This is a genomic window from Maribacter cobaltidurans (genome assembly GCF_002269385.1).
In the GTDB taxonomy this organism is placed as follows: domain Bacteria; phylum Bacteroidota; class Bacteroidia; order Flavobacteriales; family Flavobacteriaceae; genus Maribacter; species Maribacter cobaltidurans.
Genome location: NZ_CP022957.1, coordinates 1864993 through 1884033, shown reverse-complemented (window position 1 = coordinate 1884033; position 19041 = coordinate 1864993). Strand labels below are relative to the sequence as shown.

Here is a 19041-nt window from a genome sequence, read left to right as displayed (position 1 = left end):
AAATATGCTTAAGAGATTATTGACCTTCGCCCTTATTACAAGTGCCTTTTTAGTAAGGGGTCAAGAACTTAATTCTCCACAACTTTCGCAATACTTGGCAGACAATCCGTTCGTGCTGGCACCTACGTATGCTGGTATTGGGGACCATGTTAAGATTAGGCTCAATGGTTTGGCTCAATGGGTAGGAATTAAGGATGCTCCAAGAACGCAGTCATTGGCCGCGGATATGCGTATAGGCGAAAAATCCGGGATAGGCGTATTTTTATATAATGATTCCAACGGATATACCAAACAAAGGGGAGCCAGGGTTTCATTTGCCCACCACCTTACCTTGGACCGCTATGAGGATGAATTTTTATCTTTCGGTCTTTCATACAATTTTAACCAGTTCAATATCGATATTGACCAGTTCAATCTTATCGATTTTCCCGATGGTGGAATCGTAAACAACAGGCAAACCACCAATCACAACTTTGATGTCGGGGTTTTGTATCGGTACGATAAATTTTACTTTGCGGCCAATGCTTCCAATATACTTGACAAAGACCCAAGAAGCCTTACCTTCAATATAGACGAGCCCAATGAACTGAGAAACTATTATGTATATACAGGTTACAGATATACCAAAAGCAGAACGAGCAATTTGGAAATAGAACCTTCATTATTGTTCAAGATTTTTGAAAGTGATGGAAGGTCTGAAACAGATTTGAACCTAAAGTTTCGCTGGTATGATTTTGAGGATTATTACTATGCCGGGGTCACCTATAGATTCTTGAACGATCAAATAGGTAATCCGCTCTATATTGCCCCAATCGTAGGGTTCAAAAAGAGCAACTTCTATTTTGGCTATTCCTATCAAATAATTTTAAACGAAATATTGGGATACAGTACGGGAACCCATGTGGTGACCATAGGTGTTGACCTGTTCCAAGGTATCAGTAATTGTAGATGTACCTATTAAGTTACCCTTCTTTGTTTTAAGTTTGTGAACAGAATCAACAACTTTTACATGGGAACGATAAGGGTAGATAATATTCGGGTATATTCATATCATGGATGTCTTTCTGAGGAAACAAAAATTGGAAGTGATTACTTGGTAAATGTAAAAGTCAAGGCGAACCTTTCAAAAGCTATTGAGTCAGATGAATTAAGGGACACGGTTGATTATGTTCAAATTAATCGTATCGTGGTGGAGGAAATGGGTATTCCCTCAAAATTATTGGAGCATGTGGCCAAAAGAATTGGTGACAGAATTTTTAAGGAGTTACCTATGGTGAAAAAATCAAAAATAAATGTAGCCAAAGTAAATCCCCCAATCAATGGAGATGTGGAAAAAGTTTCGGTGAACCTTTCATTTAAACGGCAAGATGATACGTTCTAGTTTTTAGAAACTGAATTTTTCCCTTAGCCTTGGTTATTAAAAATAATGGCATTGTGGCTGAACGGTTAGGCAAAACCCCGCAAGGGTTTCTAATAGTGGTTCGAATCCACTCGATGCCTCTAAAATCAATAAAACCGGGCCAAATAAAATCCATGACAACAATGTCATGGATTTTATTTTGAACAAACTTCGTTTCTTTAAAAAGGAAAGGATTAATTTTTACTAAATTTGCAATCGATTAAAAAAGGGCATCGTGGCCGAGTGGCTAGGCAGAGCTCTGCAAAAGCTTGTACAGCGGTTCGAATCCGCTCGATGCCTCCAAAAACCTCCCAATCCCGGGAGGTTTTTTAGTTTTGTAGCAGGAAGACCAAAAAAACTGTGGGGATAAGATAAATGACAATGGTCCTTGCTCCGTCGTAATCCTTCGCCACACGCTGCCCGAATAAAAGCATCAATAGGGTGATGCATCCCAAGAAAGCCCCTAGGAAGGCAAATGAAGTGTTTTGGCTACTCAAGACGCTATAAATCCCCAACAGTGAAACTATTCCCGCAATCATTTCCAAAACAAGTATAGCGCCCAGCAAAACGGGAACCGAACCCTTGAAAAGCGTTTTGGCGAAGTGTCCTTTTAACCATTCAACGTTACCTTTCCAATCCGTTATTTTGTCCAACCCGCTTTGTAAAAAAGTAATGGACAAAAAAAGGAGTAATATGAGCTCTGAGGCATATTCTTTGATCACTTCCATTAGGAACCTATTTTAGTTGGTTTTTTGTGCAGTAGCCTTGTTAGGCGAATCGATAAATCCGTAAATATGATCTTGGCATTCCCATTTCTTTCAATATGATATATGGCCCTTTCCAATTCTTCGGTAATTTCCAAAATATTATTTTCATGGACAAAGGGTGCAAACTTCTGTAATTGAAAACCATTTGAGTGCATTTTCATATAGGCAAGTTCATCTATACCATAATTCAACAGCATGGCTTGTCTCATTACCATGATACAGTAATGTAGAAACTTTTTTTGTGTTTCTCTGCCTGTTTTTGAAAGTTCTTCGCTCCAAAGCAGCAATTCGTGGATTGCTGCTTTGTTGCCCTTTGCCTTAAAGGCACTGCGTACCCATTGTACGAACCATTTCTCGAATACAAGGTCTTCAGAATCCTTGTTTAGTAGATCTAGGGCTTTGTTGAAATTGCCGTTGGCCTCATGGGCTATTTGCATGGCTTCTTGATGTGAAGCCCCTTTCTTTAAAAGTTCAGCGGCAATAACATCCTCAGCCAAAGGGGGAAAATGTAAAATTTGACAGCGGGACCGTATAGTTTGTAAAATCTGTTCCTCATCCTGGCAGAGCAACAAAAAAACGGTTTTCTCCGGAGGCTCCTCTATTAATTTCAAAAGCTTATTGGACGCTGCGGTGTTCAATTTTTCGGCCATCCATACAATCATCACCTTAAACCCTCCTTCATAGGATTTTAAGGATAATTTTTTCACGATATCCTTGGCTTCGTCTACACCGATTTGCCCTTGTTTTTTTTCTATGTCAATTAATCGGTACCAATCAAAAAGATTACCATAGGGTTGTTCCTTCATAAAGGTGCGCCACTCTTTCAAAAAGTGGTCACTTACCGCATGGCTTCTGGCTTGTTCCGTATTGGCTACCGGAAAGGCAAAGTGCACATCTGGATGGGCAAATGAGTTGAATTTTAGGTTACATGATGGATTCCCACCCTCATTTTCACCGTTTACGTTCCCACAAATCAAATATTGCGAGTAGGCCAACGCCATAGGTAAAGTACCAGAACCTTCTGGGCCAACAAACAATTGTGCATGGGGAATCCTTCCCGCATCGGCACTGGAAGTGAGGTGGTTCTTTAAATGAGTAAGCCCTAAAACGTCCTTAAAAAGCATAGCTTCAAATATAGTTGTTTTTCACCCATTAAAGAATATGCAGAATTTGGAGGGGAAGGTTTTAACTACACCTATTAATCTTTACATTTGCCTTTTATTTTAAAGCACCATTCCATGAAAGTAATAGACAACTACAATTTTGAAAATAAAAAAGCTTTGATCAGGGTCGATTTCAATGTGCCCTTGAATGAGAAATTTGAAGTGACCGATGCGAACAGGATCGAGGCGGCCAAACCAACCATCATCAAAGTTTTGGAAGATGGCGGTAGTGCGGTGCTCATGAGTCATTTGGGTAGACCAAAAGGGGAAAGGAACCCGGATTTGTCGCTGAAGCATATCTGCGCCAAGGTTTCAGATGTAATTGGTGTTGCCGTTAAATTTGTGGATGATTGTATAGGCGAAAAAGCAGAAAAGGCTGTGGCCGATTTAAAGAGCGGAGAGGTCCTTTTGTTGGAGAACTTAAGATATTATAATGAAGAAGAAAAGGGAGACGAGGCTTTTGCTGAAAAATTATCGAAACTTGGAGATATTTATGTGAACGACGCTTTTGGAACGGCCCACAGGGCACATGCTTCCACGACCATTGTGGCCAAGTTCTTTCCTGATGCCAAATGCTTTGGATATTTATTGGCCAAAGAAATAGAGGCTATTGAAAAGGTTATGCGAACAGGGGAAAAACCAGTTTTGGCAATATTGGGCGGCGCCAAGGTTTCGTCTAAAATTACCATCATTGAAAATATCCTGGACAAAGTGGACGATTTGATTATTGGTGGAGGAATGACTTATACTTTCATCAAGGCAAAGGGCGGTAGCGTAGGCGATTCCATATGCGAAGATGATAAAATGGACTTGGCACTTGACATCTTGAAACAGGCAAAGGAAAAAGGAGTAAATGTTCATATTCCCGTGGATGTTCTAGCGGCCGATGATTTTAGTCCCAATGCCAATACCAAGATTTTGGATGTGGATAAAATACCAAGTGGTTGGCAAGGTTTGGATGCTGGACCTCAAACCTTAGAGAATTTCAAAAAAGTAATCTTAGGAGCTAAAACAATCCTTTGGAATGGTCCTATTGGTGTATTTGAAATGGAAAAATTCGCCAAAGGAACGATAGCCTTGGGCAATTATATTGACGAGGCTACTCAAAATGGTGCCTTTTCACTTGTTGGAGGAGGGGATTCGGTAGCTGCGGTCAAGCAATTTGGTTTTGAGGATAAGGTTAGTTATGTCTCCACTGGAGGTGGGGCCATGTTAGAGAGTCTTGAAGGAAAAACTTTACCCGGAATTGCCGCAATAAACGAATAGCCAGGGCGTTATCGATTAACGGCTTCATCGATAGAATGTACATTTTAAGAAAGAAAATTTTATTCTAAGGGAAAAATGTACGATTTTCGTTGGTCCCGCTAAGAAATTTTACGCTCTATGAACCAATTGAACATCCGAAATTTTTTTCTTGTCGGTCTTTTTTTGTTGCCCGTGGCTATAATGGCGCAACAAAAAGACACCACAGCTATTGTCCATAAGGAAATAACTTCGCTAAGAGAGGTGGAAAACGACTCTGCTACCTTACAGGCAGAAAATGTAATTGATTTGTCTGCGGTAGACTCCATCCCAGACAATGATTTCATACTTGTAAAGTCCAATGAGACCAGAAAGTACGACCTAGCAGATAATGCCCAGGCAGCGAGGTATGATAGTCTTTGGATGAAGGAGCTAATTGCGAATGCCCCTCTTTTTGATGCTATCTATGAAGATGTAACGACTCTCGAGCCTGATTCCACGTATGTATTGGATTTGAATACGGATACTCTGAAGCTTAGGCTGGAAAAACTAAATCAAAAAACTCCGTTTAACGTTGCTTATAATCCTTCCCTTGAAAATGTAATAAAATCATTTTTAACTCGTAGAAGAGGATTAATGCAGCGAATGTTAACCGCCAGTCAATTTTATTTTCCACTTTTTGAACAACAGATGGACAACCATAATATTCCATTGGAGATGAAATATTTGTCCATTGTTGAATCCGCCTTAAATCCAAAGGCTAGGTCTAGGGTTGGTGCCACCGGCTTGTGGCAGTTCATGTATGGCACAGGAAAAATGTATAAGCTGGATGTCACCAGTTATGTGGACGAACGTAGCGACCCTATAAAATCCACAGAGGCTGCATGTAAATACCTGTCCAAGCTTTATGACATTTTTGGGGATTGGGATTTGGCGCTAGCGGCATATAATTCGGGCCCTGGAAATGTAAACAAAGCAATAAGAAGATCAGGAGGCTATAAAAACTATTGGAATATTAGAAGAAACTTGCCCAGGGAGACCGCAGGTTATGTACCGGCATTTTTGGCCACCATGTATATTTTCGAGTATGCCGAAGAACACGGTTTACAAGGACAAAAAGTGGATAGGGCTTATTTTGAGACGGATACGGTACACGTAAAAAGTCTTATTACGTTTGATCAGATTTCGGAATTGGTAGGTATAGGAAAGGAAGAACTTAAAATATTGAACCCTTCTTATAAATTGAACGCCATTCCCTATGTGGAGGGCAAAAATTATACACTGAGACTACCGGTAAGTCATATAGGCAAGTTCGTGGCCAATGAGGAAGCTATTTATGCCCATGTAGAAAAAGAGCTCAATAGTAAGGAAAGTCCTTTACCCCAGTTGATAAAACAGGCCGAAGAGGAACGTATCCGCTATAAAGTGCGAAGTGGAGATTATCTAGGTAAAATTGCCGAACGCTATGGGGTTGGGGTAAGCCAAATAAAGAGATGGAATGGTTTAAGAAGTAATGACCTAAGAGTGGGTCAGCGTTTGACTATATTTCCTAGAAAACAACCCGTAGCATCTGTCAGACCCAAGGAAACCCCATCAAAATCAACCATTTCCAGCAACACAAAGGTCCATGAAGTACGAAGTGGTGATTCACTTTGGACGATTTCTAGAAAATATCCTGGAGTTAGTATCGAAAATTTACGAAAATGGAACGGTATTAGTGGTAATAATCTAAAACCGGGCACAAAATTAAAGTTGTGCGATTGTTCATCGTAAATTTGGATATAAAATGAAAAAAATTGGAACACTATTTTTATTGACCACATTAATTCTTACTTCCTGTAAGGAAGGCAAGGAACAGGATTATTTACCAGAATCCATTGGTGCCTACAATACGCTTACCGTTGTGATTAACAATGATCTTTGGAAAAGCGATGTTGGAGATAATATTAGGAGTCATTTTGCTGCCCCGGCATTGGGCCTTTCCTGGGATGAGGCACAGTTCAGCATAACACAAATACCGCATGAGGTGTTTTCTGGATCAGTAAGGAACACCAGGGCGGTTTTGTACGTTATGGAAGATACCTTGGATATAGCGCATTTGAAGCGTAATATGTACGCAAAACCACAGTTGATAGGAGTTATAAAGGGCCGTAATCACGAGGAAATCATTGAAAATCTAAACAAAAAGGCCCCGGAATTTATCGCTGATTTCAAGGCTTTGGAGATTCAGGAAGCACAAAATAAGTTTGTAAAGTCCCTTAGCAAGGAAAAGGCCTTGCAAGAAAAGTTAGGAATAACCCTTAACGTGCCCTCTGTATATAAAGTTGGAAGGGAAGAAGATAATTTTGTTTGGATGGACAGGCAAATTCAAAAGGGGAACATGAATATTATCGCCTATAGTGTTCCATGGGACACCTTTCAGAACGATTCTACCTTTGTTCAGGACATTGTAAGTATGAGGGATTCTATTGGAAATCTTTTTATACCAGGTGAGGATATACCCGGAAAAAACAACCATATGATTACCGAAAAGGCTTTTTCACCTTATGTTTTTCCTGCAGAAGTGGCCGGAAGAAAAGCCGCCGAAGTCAGGGGAAGATGGGAAATGTCCGATTACCCCATGGCAGGTCCTTTTTTGACATATATCATCAACGATAAGCCAAATAACAGAAAATTGGTTTTGGAAGGATTTACCTTTGCTCCCGCAACCGAAAAACGAGACTATATGTTTGAACTCGAAGCCATATTAAAGACGGTAAAGTTTAATGAAAATCAGTAACTTCTTCATATAAAATTAAAAAGCGGCCCAGGAGAAATCCTGGGCCGCTTTTTTTAATAAACATTGGTAAGGTATATGAACTAGGCTTTTTTAAAGATTGCTAAATGAAAAGCCGGTAGATATTCTAAAAATCAGTGCATAGGCGGCTAGGACAATTAGGGCAAAGCATGCCCAAGAAAAGATTTTGAAATAGTTCTCTAAAATAAAGCTTTTCCAATTTTTAAAGGCTTCGATATAAATTTCCTTGATAAGTAAAAGATTCCCCATAATCATATTTTTTAGTTATTGCATCAAACTTCCAAAATAGTTGGCAGACCTCTAAAAAGATTAGATTAAAGGATTAAAAAGTCTATAAAGAAAGGAGGTTATTTTAAAAATTCCTCAAACGGTTTAAATTAACGATAAAGGGTAACACCCATTAAGGAACGGTTATATGAATGATATTTATGGAGCAAAACTAAAAAGGCCAGAACCTGTGATTCTAGCCTTTTGTTTAATTATCTGTCAGAATTCAATTTTATTACATATCAACGATGATGAATTCCGATCGCCTATTTAAGTAATGTTTTGGTTCTGTACATTGGATACTGCCGTCACATTCGTTCAATAGCCTTTCCTCCCCATATCCGATGGCACTTTGTATTCTTTCAGGGGCAATTCCTCGTGATATAATATAATCACGGGTTGACTTTGCCCTTTTGTCGGATAGGTATTTATTGTATACATTACTACCTCTGGAATCTGTATGGGATTCAATCTTAATGACCATTTGAGGGTATTCGTTCATAACGCTTACAAGTTTGTCAAGTTCTTTCGCTGCATCGGTACGAATGTAGAATTTGTCGAAGTCAAAATGTATCATTTCCGTTTTGAGCTTTCTGATTCCATCTTCTACGGCAATCATTTCTTTCAGCTTTTTCATCTGAATATCCACGCTTATGGTATCGTTATTAGCTGTTGTGACTTCCTGTATATCGTCAAAATAAGAATCTTGGGTGGTTTTAAGCACATATTTGGTATCGGCGTCTAAATCCTCAAAGATGAAACTTCCGTCCTCTTCGGCTTCTACCTCTTTTAATTTAATGTTGTTCTCGTCCAACAATGTGATAAGTGCCCTTGGCATAACATCTCCAGTAATGAGCTCCGTAACTATTCCGGCAATGGCGTTTTGTACAGCAGGAACTTCTTCTATTTTTAAAATTTTAAAGGAGTAAATATCATCAAATCCTTTGCCTCCGTCCCTATTGGATGCAAAATAGCCTATTTGTTTTTCTTCGTTGACAATAAAGGAGAAATCATCCTTGTTGCTATTGATGGGCTTGCCCACGTTTTTAACTTCCATAAAGCCTCCCTCTTCATCAAAAGGAGCCTCATAGACATCCAGACCGCCCATTCCTACATAACCATCTGAAGAAAAGTATAGTTTTTCCTGGTTAACGAAGGGGAACATTTCCCTTTTTGCCGTATTAATCCCGGGCCCTAAGTTTCTAGGCTCCGAGAAAGACCCATCATCCATTAGGTCCACTACGAATATGTCAGTTTCACCAATACTACCTGGCATGTCTGACACAAAATACATTTTTTTGCCGTCCGGACTTAATACAGGATGGCCTGTAGAATAAGAATCGCTGTTAAAGGGCACCTCGGTAGCTTCTGTCCACTCACCATCCACTTTAGTTGACTTGTAAATTTTAAGGTGATTAATTCCGTTGTTGTCTCTCTTAAGCTTTTTTCCATAATTGTTTCTCGTGAAAAACATAGTATTGTTGTCTGGAGTAAAAGTGACCGCCGCCTCGTGATATTTGGTATTGATTTTCTTGCTAAATTTTACAGCATTCCTTAGTTCTTGGGTCTCTTCGTTCAATTTTGCGGTATAAAGATCCAAATAGGGTTGATTGTCCCATTTATACCGCCTGGTCCTAAATATGGATGAGTCTTTAGCTGAAGCGTACACTACCTTATCATCCTCTAGGAACGTGGGGGAGAATTCGCTGTATTCTGAATTAATATTAAGATTTTTAATATCAAACCTGTCCTTTGTGTTTAAAAGACGGTCTAACATCAACTCTCTTTGTTCGTTCGAAATATTGGAATTTCCAAGTTGAGCCTCATATTTTTTGTTGTAAAGGCGCATCAACCGTTTGGATCTGGCATATTTTCCAGTGCCTTTTAAAGAATGTGCATATCTAAAAATATTGTCCGCTGACATCTCGTCCCCATAAGTTTCAAACATGGTATTGTACCATTTATAGGCCTGTTCCATGTTTGTATTAAAATAATGGGCATCCGCTATTTTTTGAAGAACCTCATAGGAATAGTTGTCCTTATTTTTATCCAAGGCCATCTCATAAAGTTTGGCGGCTTCTGCATACCACATTTTATCAAAATACTCATCGGCCCTTTTTATCAACATACTCTTGTTTGGATTGGTTTCAATGGCTTTTGAACCAGGATTAAGCTGTGTACCTTCATCAATAAGTAAGTCTGAGTTTGCTACCTGTTGCTGAATCATATCATAGGTTACATCTTCAGGCTCAAGGGGTGTTGCCAATATTTCTGTATTGGAGAAAGAATTGGTCTCACCGGCCGTTTCTCTTTTTTGGTCCAATATCCTATTTGCCAACAAACCCTTTTCACTGGCAATCATACTATTGTCAAAAGAATTGTCCCTTACCATGTTAAGTATCCAGACATCATCATCATATTCCCCCCCAAAGTCACTCTTGCAGTCGGCAATGGCCGTTTGCCATGAGCCATAATGGTTTAGGTAGAGGTAGTAAAGCTTGTTTTCGGGGTTTTTGATGTAACCCGCATTAAACCCCTTTTTCTTAAGTTTCTTTATTTGCTTATCAAGTTTATTGGGGTTACTAAAAACACCGGCTATGACATAGTATCCATTTGAAAATCCATCAAAATCCGTAAGGGTCCGTTGTGGTATATCGTTTGCTCTTGCGGCTTTAAGAAAATCTTCATCATTTGACCTATCTACTCCGTAGTGTGAGGAATCCGATGTATTTTTAGAGGATACGGTATTACCAGATGCCAAATCTGTTTGAAAATCCTGTGCGCTCAGGGATAGGGACAAGAGAAAAATACAAAGGGAAAAAATATGTTTCATGCCTTAAAAATCATTTTCGAAAATCGTCATCCAAATTATAATTGTCTAATAACAGTTTTTGGATAGATTTATTTTCGAAAATACCTTTAAAGTATAATATGAATTATTTTTTGTTGTGAAAGAGGTGTTTTTTGTCGTGTAGCCTTTGCAATTACTAGGTTTCCTAAAAGGTCTAAGATAAAACCTACCCTTAAAACAACCCTATAGAAAGGTATAAAAAAAGCGTTGACCCAGAAGGGCAACGCCGTATATATATTTCTTCAATAAGGTTATTCCTGCTTTTTGTCTTCTGTGGGCTCGTCCTCTTTGGAAGCATCCTTAAACTCTTTAATCCCGCTACCTAGGCCGCGCATAAGCTCAGGAATTTTTTTGCCTCCGAAAAGCAAAAGGACCACCAGAACCACTATTGCTATCTGCCATGGCCCTATGGCCAAAAAAATATTCGCTATTGTCATAATACAAAGTCTTTAATAGAATAACAAATGTAGGAAAATCTAGTTTACCTAACTAGAATATTAACGCTATTCCGATTATACATAAAATTAGTTGATTTAATTGAGCTTAAAACAGCCAACAGACACGGTATAAATTGCTTATTTTTTGTTGTTATCGCTATAGTTTTCATTTCTAAGTTTATCTTTGTTAAGATGGCCAAAAAAGTAAAAAGACGAAAGCAAATAAAGCGGAAGTTACTCCACAAGTATCGCTTGGTAATACTGAACGAAAGTACTTTTGAGGAAAAAATTTCCTTCAAGCTTAGCCGGTTGAACGTTTTTGTAACAGGATCCTTATTCATGATCGGACTAATAGGGCTAACCATTCTTCTCATTGCATTTACCCCGTTACGGGAATATATCCCAGGATATTCGTCCACAAAATTAAAAAGACAGGCTACTGAACTTACCTATAAAACGGATTCCTTGGTAAGAACCCTTAATTATACCAATAGGTATTTAGATAATATTCGCATGGTTTTAAAAGGAGATATTGAAAACAATGAGATTAACAGGGACTCACTTTTTGAACAGTTTAAAATAGACCCTTCCACAGTGGATTTAACACCAACGCGGGAAGATTCACTTTTAAGGGCGGAGGTAGCCTTAGAGGACAAGTATAATTTGTTCGAAAGGGACCCCAATAGAAAAAATTTAGTGCTTTTTCCTCCTGTATCGGGAACAGTTTCCATGAATTATGATTTGGAACGCAAGCATTTTGCCGTTGACATTGTAGCCCCCAAGGACACACCTGTAAAGGCAGTGGCAAACGGAACTGTTATATTTTCGGAATGGACCGCAGATACAGGGTATGTTATTATCTTGGAGCACCAAGATGGTCTATTGAGCGTGTATAAGCACAATGGGTCTTTGGCCAAGTTCCAAGGAGATGTTGTTAGAGGGGGCGAAGTTATAGCTTCAGTAGGAAATACAGGCGAATTTACTACGGGACCTCATTTGCATTTTGAACTTTGGGACGAGGGTAACCCCGTAGACCCTCAGAATTTTATTGATTTCAATTAGGTATCATGTCCTTAAAAGCATTTGCAGCAAAGATTTTCGCCAAACGAATTGTGGCCAAAACCAGAAAGTGGGTCAATAATCCCCATGGAACGCAGCAAAAGGTTTTCAATGAGCTGATCGAAAAAGGAGGGGAAACCAAATTTGGCAAGGACCATAACTTTAAAAAAATTCAAACACATCAAGATTTCATCGAAAATGTACCGGTAAGGGACTATGAGGAACTTAAATCTTATGTAAACCAAGTAGTCGATGGTGCTAGGGATATACTCTGGCCAGGAAAACCGCTTTATTTTGCCAAGACATCGGGAACAACTTCAGGAGCCAAGTATATTCCCATCACAAAGGAATCCATAAAGAATCAGGTTGAGGCTTCCAGGAATGCCATTCTCACTTATATCAACGAAACAGGAAGAGCTGACTTTGTGGACGGGAAGATGATTTTTTTACAGGGCAGTCCAGAACTCACCGAAAAGAATGGAATACAATTGGGAAGGCTCTCAGGCATTTCCGCGCATTATGTTCCCAATTATCTTCAAAAAAATAGACTGCCCAGTTGGGAGACCAATTGTATTGAAGATTGGGAGACCAAGGTGAATACCATTGTAGAGGAGACCAAAGATGAGAACATGACGGTCATCGCAGGAATCCCTTCATGGGTCCAAATGTATTTTGAGAAACTCAAAGAAAAAACCAATCGGAATATTGGAGACTTGTTCCCTAATTTTGAACTTTTTATCTATGGTGGTGTCAATTACGAGCCCTATAGAAAAAAGTTTGAGGAACTCATAGGAAGTAAAGTGCCAAGCATTGAACTTTTTCCCGCCAGTGAAGGTTTTTTTGCCTATCAAGATTCACAGGTTAAGAAGGGAATGTTATTGCTATTGGATTCCGGTATTTTCTATGAATTTATAAGGGTGGATGAATTTCATCAAGAAATTAGAAAAAGGTTGACCATAGAACAGGTTGAAATCAATGTGGACTATGTAATGATTATCTCTACAGATGCAGGGCTTTGGGCCTATAATCTTGGAGATACCATTCGGTTTGTTTCTTTAAAACCGTACAAGGTTGTAGTTTCTGGGAGGGTGAAGCATTTTATATCGGCCTTTGGGGAACATGTTATTGCCAAGGAAGTTGAAGAGGCTATGTTGGAAGCTACCAAGGAAACCGATGCAAAAATCAACGAGTTTACCGTAGCACCACAAATAACTCCGGAAAATGAAGAACTGCCCTACCACGAATGGTTTATTGAATTTGAAAGGGAACCATCGGATATACAAAAGTTCAATAGTATCTTAGATAAGGCCTTGCAGAATCAGAATAGCTACTATTTCGATTTGATAGACGGGAAGGTCCTGCAACCATTGAAAATAGCCAAAATAAAAAAAGGAGGTTTTAGGGATTATATGAAGTCTATAGGCAAATTGGGTGGTCAAAATAAAGTCCAAAGGCTGGCAAATGATCGAAGTGTAGCGGATAGATTGAATGAATTTAGATCAACATAATCATCTTGATCAAAACAAAATAATAATTGTAGTTTTGCGGGAAATCTCTTATGGGCAAAACAGTCACAACAACTAGGGCACAAGAGTCTACCAATGCCATTGAACGCATGTATATTACCATGCGACACTTATTTAATAGGGGTTTTTACAAACCTACGGGAGTCTCCGGTGAGGCATTGAAAAACTCCCTACTCCTCATAAGACCAGAGATTTATGGCTCTTTAGGAGAAGAGAAGGCGGAGCTGAACGGTCTTCTATACGTATTGGAAAGGCTACCCGAGGGAATTGAGCAATGTAGGTTCATCAATCTAACTTCTGATGAAGGCTACGGAATTTCACATATAAGCCCTATTATTCCGCCAAAAAGAAGGCGTAATTGCTATCGTATCGATGATGAGCAGATGAACATTGAGATTACCAGGGGTAGATCTGATATATATGATATATTGACCCACTTGACTTTTTTGTTCATTGAATCCGAGAAAATATGCAAGAAAATCTTGATTCCAGAATCCAACAAAACCATAAGGGATTGGACCAAACTTGAAAAGTCCTTGGAAAAGGAGGAGTTGGACCAATCTGAAAGGGAAATAGCCTTGATTCATACGGCAAATATATTGGGAAGGTCCTTTGAGGAGGTTTTAAGTGTATACGACAAATTAAGTACATCAAGCAATCCGGAACGCTTTTTAAGAATTGTGTATTGGTTGGGAAAACTGGCATTGGAAGAAGAGTTGACAGGAGATAAAAGATCGATCACCTTTAGCACCTTATTAAGAGAGCGATTGGGACATCATATACATGGTGAGCGCTGGGCAAATGACATTAAAAAGGTGCTGGATGAGAATAATCTGTTACAAAGACCCATTCATATCATTTCTGCGAATATGCATAGTGTCATGAACTCTTTTTTTGCCACTGAGGCGCTTAGCGAAGAACTCCCTGAATCTAATCGATTGGAAATATTCGAGGCTTTAAGTGCCGTGGGCAATGAAACCATACGATTAAAAGTCAAAGAAGTAGCGGAAGCAAATGGTATGATTTCCCTTGAGGATACCTCAGGGACAAACATTGATGTGCAGATTTTTGATACGGCCAAATTTAGTGAAAAGGCATGTTATTATAAGTTTTCCGAAGGAGCAGATGAGGAAAAACCAGTTATATTTGTAATGGACTATGCTTTTGGGGAACAGGCCTATGAGACAATTGACGAGTTTTTGAAACCCTTTGAAAGAGATAAAAATGAAGTGTTTCTGAATGTGCTATCCGTATCGATAATGGGAAAAGCGGGAATACTGGAAGGAGGAAAGGGCGACTTGATGATTCCTTCCGCACATATTTTTGAAGGTACGGCGGACAATTATCCCTTTAAAAACGAACTATGTGCCAAAGATTTTGAAAATCATGGTTTACAGGTATTTGAGGGTGCTATGGTAACCGTATTGGGAACTTCCCTTCAAAATAGGGATATATTAAAGTTTTTTCATGAATCTACATGGAACGTAATAGGCTTGGAAATGGAAGGGGTACATTATCAAAAGGCGATACAATCTGCCTCCAAGATACGGAAAAGTATACGTGAGGATGTTAAAGTGAGATATGCATATTATGCTTCGGACAATCCACTGGAAACCGGAAGTACCTTGGCTTCGGGCGGTTTGGGAACAACGGGAGTAAAACCCACATATTTGATAACGGATAGAATATTAAAACAAATAGTTAATTCATAGTAATGGCGGACAATCAATCAACAAATGGTCAAAATACTTCCGATGAAATCGATTTGGGGCAGCTGTTCCAGTTTATAGGAAGGGGATTCAATGCTATTTTTAGGTTTATACTTAGAATATTTCTGTACCTCAAAAGGAATATTTTAATACTAATCGGTCTTTTTGTTTTGGGAGTAGCAATAGGCTACGGATTAAATAAAATAATATCCAAAAAACTAAAAACCGAGGTGATTGTAAAACCGCAATTGGAAAGTAAAAATTATTTGTATGATGTGATTGAAGAAATCCAGTCGAATATTAGCTCCCAAGATACCTTGTTTTTTAAGTCTATTGGGATAGATGAAATTAATTTTTCTGGTCTTGAAGTGACTATTTCAGCTGTTGACTATAATAAAGAAAGTACGGAAGGTGAAATGAAGTATTTGGAATTACTTCAAAGCTTTGAAAATACCGGAGCCATTACTGATATTGTTCGGGCAGAACTTCAGAACAAAAGTTCTTTTAATCACAGAATCACCTTCTTCTATAAAAATCGTGATACGGGAAAGATTTTTGCTGAAAAGATAATGGAATACATAAACTCTAACCCTTATTTAGAAAGGCTTATTGAAATCAGCAGGACCAATGCGAAAAGCCGTATAGAAGAGAATCAAATATTACTAAAGCAAGTAGATGAAATTATTTCTAACTATACAAATGGTCTGGGTACAAAAGGAACTAATTCAATTTCGGATCGTATTGTTTTAGATAATCAAGAGCAGGTAAATATTGCAGACTTATTCGAATATAAAAATCTATTGATACGTGATACTGAGGCAAAGAAAATCGAGCTAGTACAACAAACCGAGCCAATTAATGTGATTAATTTCGGAAAACCTCAAGTAGTTCGAAAATCCTTTTTTGGCAAGAACTTAGTGTTGTTACCTCTTATTTTTATAGGCGTATTCTTCTTAATCTCGTTCCTTATTTTCCTAAATAATAAGGCGAAGGAAATATCTTCTCACTAAATGAAAATGCTTCCAAAAGAGAGTAAGTCCGTTTTAATTACCGGTGGAGCAGGTTTTATAGGGAGTAATTTTATTCCGTACTTTTTAGATGTAAATCCAAATGTAAACGTGGTCAATTTGGATAAGCTTACCTATGCTGGAAATTCGGACAATCTTAAGGAAGTTGAATATCATTCAAGATATAACTTTATTTTAGGCGATATATGCGATAAGGTTTTAGTAACTCGGCTCTTTGAAAATTATGACATTTCAGGAGTTATACACTTTGCGGCGGAATCCCATGTAGATAATTCCATTAGTTCCCCTCATGATTTTATAAGAACAAATATTGAAGGCACTTTTAATCTATTGGAAATAGCGAGGACCTATTGGAACGGAAAAAAAGATAGATTTCACCATATTTCAACTGATGAGGTTTTTGGGTCTTTAGAAGAGGAAGGGTACTTTAAAGAAGATTCAAAGTACGCACCTAACAGTCCTTATAGCGCTTCAAAGGCCTCTGCAGATTTTTTGGTAAGAAGCTATCGTCATACTTATGATATGAATGTGGTGACTACGAATTGCTCAAATAATTACGGACCAAAGCAGCATGATGAAAAATTGATTCCCACAATTATCCGTACCGCTATAAATGGCGAGGAAATTCCTATTTATGGAAAGGGGAATAACATTCGCGATTGGTTGTATGTGTCTGACCATTGCATTGGAATTAATAAGGTCTTTAACCAAGGAATAGCGGGTGAAACTTATTTGTTAGGGGGAAACAATGAAAAGGACAACTTAACCATTGCCCATAAAGTATGTTCAATTTTAGATAGGCTTAAACCCTTGAAGAAGGGAAAATATGCAAGCCAGATTAAATTTGTCCAAGATCGCGCAGGTCATGATTTCAGATATGCGATTGACACATCGAAAATTAAAAAAGAACTTGATTGGGAGGCAAAAGAAAACTTTGATAGGGGATTAGAAAAAACAGTAACTTATTATTTGGATAAGTATACAATTTAATAATGAGAGGTATCATTCTTGCAGGAGGGTCGGGTACACGCTTATGGCCATTAACTAGGGCTTTAAGCAAGCAACTCATGCCTATTTATGACAAGCCCATGATTTATTACCCTTTGTCTACCTTGCTAATGGCAGGCATTCGAGAAATATTGATTATTACTACCCCAGATGATTTGGACTTATTCAAGAAGTTGTTATCTGACGGAAGTCAGCTCGGATGCGAATTTACCTATGCCGTCCAGCAACGACCCAATGGTTTGGCTGAGGCTTTTATTATAGGGAAGAAATTTATAGGACAAAGTAAAGTAGTTTTAATTCTGGGAGACAATATATTCTATGGCAATGGTTTGGAGACCTTGTTAAAGGAAAATACGAACCCAGATGGAGGAATTGTTTATGGGTATCATGTAAATGACCCAAAGCGTTACGGTGTAGTAGAATTTAACGAAAAAGGTAAAGTCACTTCCATTACTGAAAAACCGAAACATCCAAAATCGAATTACGCGATACCGGGAATATATTTTTTTGACAATGATGTCATACAAATAGCATCATCAATTAAGCCGAGCCATAGAGGAGAGCTGGAGATTACTGATATTAATAGGGCTTATTTGGAAAAAGGAAAATTAAATGTCAGTATTTTGGACAAGGGCATTGCTTGGTTAGACACGGGTACATTCGAATCCCTGATGCAGGCTTCGCAATTTGTTCAGGTCATTGAAGACAGACAAGGACTAAAGATTGGTTGTATTGAAGAGGTAGCATTTAGGCAAGGATATATTAATAGTGAACAATTGAAAAATTTGGCAAAACCACTGTTCAAAAGTGGTTATGGCGAGTATTTAATGAATTTGATTTCATGAACATCACATCATCGAAACAAAACTTAAGGATGTTTTTTAATTAAACCTGAGCTTTATACAGGTCAAAGAGAAGTTTTTGAGATATTCCCACAAGATCAATTGTAAAATAAATTGGGCTATGAAATCAATTTTGTTCAGGAAAACCAATCCATTTCCAAAAAAGGAGTTTTAAGAGGGCTTCATTTTCAAAAGGGAAGTGCGGCTCAAGCTAAATTGGTGAATGTGATAATGGAAGAGGTTTTAGATGTAGTTGTAGACCTTCGCCAAAGTAGTCCAACTTTTGGAAACCATATAAAAATCAAATTGTCTTAGGAAAACCGTTACGGTTTATTTATCCCAAAAGGAATGGCACATGGCTTTATTACTATTTCCAATAAAGCTATTTTTAATTATAAGTGTGATAATAATTATTACCCTGATAAAGAAAGGGGAATTTTCATAACGATTCTAACTTGTCTATTGACTGGGAAAATCACAGGACATGGAAAATGGTAGTTTCAGAAAAGTACATGAACTTACCAAGCTTTAAATCATTTCGAGCATGAAAAAAGTTCTGGTTACAGGCGCCAATGGCCAATTGGGATAATGCATTCAAAAAGCTGCCCCGCTATATTCAGATTTGAATTTTTCATTTAAGAATTCAAAAGAACTTGATATTACCAAACCTAAATCTGTGAATGCCGTACCTCATGGCTTTATTCAGAATTTTGGAAATAATTTTTATAAACCATTTTGGGAAAAGCAAGTTCTGGTAAGATAATTAAAGTGACTGATTCACAAATCGGTTGCCCTGCTAAAGCGAATAATTTAACTACATATATTTTGAATCTTATCTTAAAAAACGTGACCGATTTTGGTATTCATCATTTCACAGATAAAGAACCTATGACCTGGTATGAATTTACAAATAAGATTTTAAGTCAAAATAATATAGCGAATTAAT

Annotated in this window: 17 protein-coding genes, 2 tRNA genes and 1 pseudogene; 15 read left to right on the top strand and 5 right to left on the bottom strand. The window is 38.2% G+C overall.

Annotated elements, in window-relative coordinates:
• The first annotated feature begins 4 nt into the window (after positions 1 to 4).
• From CJ263_RS08250 to CJ263_RS08240, 4 genes are all read left to right on the top strand, one after another.
• Positions 5 to 961, top strand: a complete 957-nt coding sequence (locus tag CJ263_RS08250; RefSeq protein WP_094996829.1) for a PorP/SprF family type IX secretion system membrane protein — start codon at positions 5 to 7, stop codon at positions 959 to 961.
• Positions 962 to 1009: 48 nt separating this feature from the next.
• Positions 1010 to 1381 (top strand): dihydroneopterin aldolase, encoded by a 372-nt coding sequence (gene folB / locus CJ263_RS08245; protein WP_094996828.1) that lies wholly within the window; start codon positions 1010 to 1012, stop codon positions 1379 to 1381.
• A gap of 47 nt (positions 1382 to 1428) precedes the next feature.
• A tRNA-Cys gene (locus CJ263_RS20920) sits at positions 1429 to 1500 on the top strand.
• Positions 1501 to 1628: 128 nt separating this feature from the next.
• Positions 1629 to 1702, top strand: a tRNA-Cys gene (locus tag CJ263_RS08240).
• A gap of 26 nt (positions 1703 to 1728) precedes the next feature.
• Here CJ263_RS08240 and CJ263_RS08235 read toward each other — a convergent pair.
• The gene (locus CJ263_RS08235) at positions 1729 to 2127 is read right to left on the bottom strand and encodes a DoxX family membrane protein (protein ID WP_094996827.1); all 399 of its coding nucleotides are present in this window, start codon (positions 2125 to 2127) and stop codon (positions 1729 to 1731) included.
• Entirely contained in the window at positions 2127 to 3290 is a 1164-nt protein-coding gene (locus tag CJ263_RS08230; RefSeq protein WP_094996826.1) for a DNA polymerase III subunit, read from the bottom strand. Before CJ263_RS08230 ends, CJ263_RS08235 begins: the two co-directional genes overlap by 1 nt.
• Positions 3291 to 3404: 114 nt before the next feature.
• Here CJ263_RS08230 and CJ263_RS08225 point away from each other — a divergent pair, with 114 nt between their 5' ends.
• From CJ263_RS08225 to CJ263_RS08215, 3 genes are all read left to right on the top strand, one after another.
• On the top strand, positions 3405 to 4595 hold the full coding sequence (locus CJ263_RS08225; protein WP_094996825.1) for a phosphoglycerate kinase: 1191 nt from the start codon (positions 3405 to 3407) through the stop codon (positions 4593 to 4595).
• 117 nt (positions 4596 to 4712) lie between these two features.
• A complete protein-coding gene (locus CJ263_RS08220; protein WP_229702388.1) occupies positions 4713 to 6344 on the top strand; it encodes a LysM peptidoglycan-binding domain-containing protein in 1632 nt (543 codons plus the stop codon).
• Between the two features lie 13 nt (positions 6345 to 6357).
• Positions 6358 to 7350: a DUF4837 family protein gene (locus CJ263_RS08215; protein ID WP_094996824.1), complete on the top strand. Its 993-nt coding sequence runs from the start codon at positions 6358 to 6360 to the stop codon at positions 7348 to 7350.
• Between the two features lie 90 nt (positions 7351 to 7440).
• Here CJ263_RS08215 and CJ263_RS21095 read toward each other — a convergent pair whose 3' ends face one another.
• The 3 genes from CJ263_RS21095 to tatA all read right to left on the bottom strand — a co-directional run bounded on the left by CJ263_RS21095 (position 7441) and on the right by tatA (position 10923).
• Positions 7441 to 7617: a DUF6747 family protein gene (locus CJ263_RS21095; protein WP_188669432.1), complete on the bottom strand. Its 177-nt coding sequence runs from the start codon at positions 7615 to 7617 to the stop codon at positions 7441 to 7443.
• A gap of 253 nt (positions 7618 to 7870) precedes the next feature.
• Positions 7871 to 10468 (bottom strand): OmpA family protein, encoded by a 2598-nt coding sequence (locus tag CJ263_RS08205; protein WP_094996822.1) that lies wholly within the window; start codon positions 10466 to 10468, stop codon positions 7871 to 7873.
• 269 nt (positions 10469 to 10737) lie between these two features.
• Complete coding sequence (gene tatA / locus CJ263_RS08200; RefSeq protein ID WP_094996821.1) at positions 10738 to 10923, bottom strand: twin-arginine translocase TatA/TatE family subunit; 186 nt, start codon at positions 10921 to 10923, stop codon at positions 10738 to 10740.
• 192 nt (positions 10924 to 11115) lie between these two features.
• Here tatA and CJ263_RS08195 point away from each other — a divergent pair, with 192 nt between their 5' ends.
• The 8 genes and pseudogenes from CJ263_RS08195 (at position 11116) to CJ263_RS21255 (ending at position 19040) form a co-directional block, all read left to right on the top strand.
• On the top strand, positions 11116 to 11985 hold the full coding sequence (locus CJ263_RS08195; RefSeq protein ID WP_094996820.1) for a M23 family metallopeptidase: 870 nt from the start codon (positions 11116 to 11118) through the stop codon (positions 11983 to 11985).
• Positions 11986 to 11990: 5 nt separating this feature from the next.
• Positions 11991 to 13490, top strand: a complete 1500-nt coding sequence (locus CJ263_RS08190; protein WP_094996819.1) for a GH3 auxin-responsive promoter family protein — start codon at positions 11991 to 11993, stop codon at positions 13488 to 13490.
• A 50-nt stretch (positions 13491 to 13540) separates the two neighbouring features.
• Complete coding sequence (locus tag CJ263_RS08185) at positions 13541 to 15220, top strand: DUF6909 family protein (RefSeq protein ID WP_094996818.1); 1680 nt, start codon at positions 13541 to 13543, stop codon at positions 15218 to 15220.
• Between the two features lie 2 nt (positions 15221 to 15222).
• Positions 15223 to 16227, top strand: coding sequence for a hypothetical protein (locus tag CJ263_RS08180; RefSeq protein ID WP_094996817.1), 1005 nt, complete (start codon positions 15223 to 15225; stop codon positions 16225 to 16227).
• Positions 16228 to 17235, top strand: a complete 1008-nt coding sequence (rfbB, locus tag CJ263_RS08175; protein WP_373288284.1) for a dTDP-glucose 4,6-dehydratase — start codon at positions 16228 to 16230, stop codon at positions 17233 to 17235.
• 2 nt (positions 17236 to 17237) lie between these two features.
• Positions 17238 to 18098, top strand: coding sequence for a glucose-1-phosphate thymidylyltransferase RfbA (gene rfbA, locus CJ263_RS08170; RefSeq protein WP_094996816.1), 861 nt, complete (start codon positions 17238 to 17240; stop codon positions 18096 to 18098).
• Positions 18099 to 18209: 111 nt separating this feature from the next.
• Positions 18210 to 18593: pseudogene (gene rfbC, locus CJ263_RS08165) on the top strand (dTDP-4-dehydrorhamnose 3,5-epimerase).
• Positions 18594 to 18863: 270 nt separating this feature from the next.
• On the top strand, positions 18864 to 19040 hold the full coding sequence (locus tag CJ263_RS21255) for a sugar nucleotide-binding protein (RefSeq protein ID WP_229702405.1): 177 nt from the start codon (positions 18864 to 18866) through the stop codon (positions 19038 to 19040).
• Position 19041: the final 1 nt, after the last annotated feature.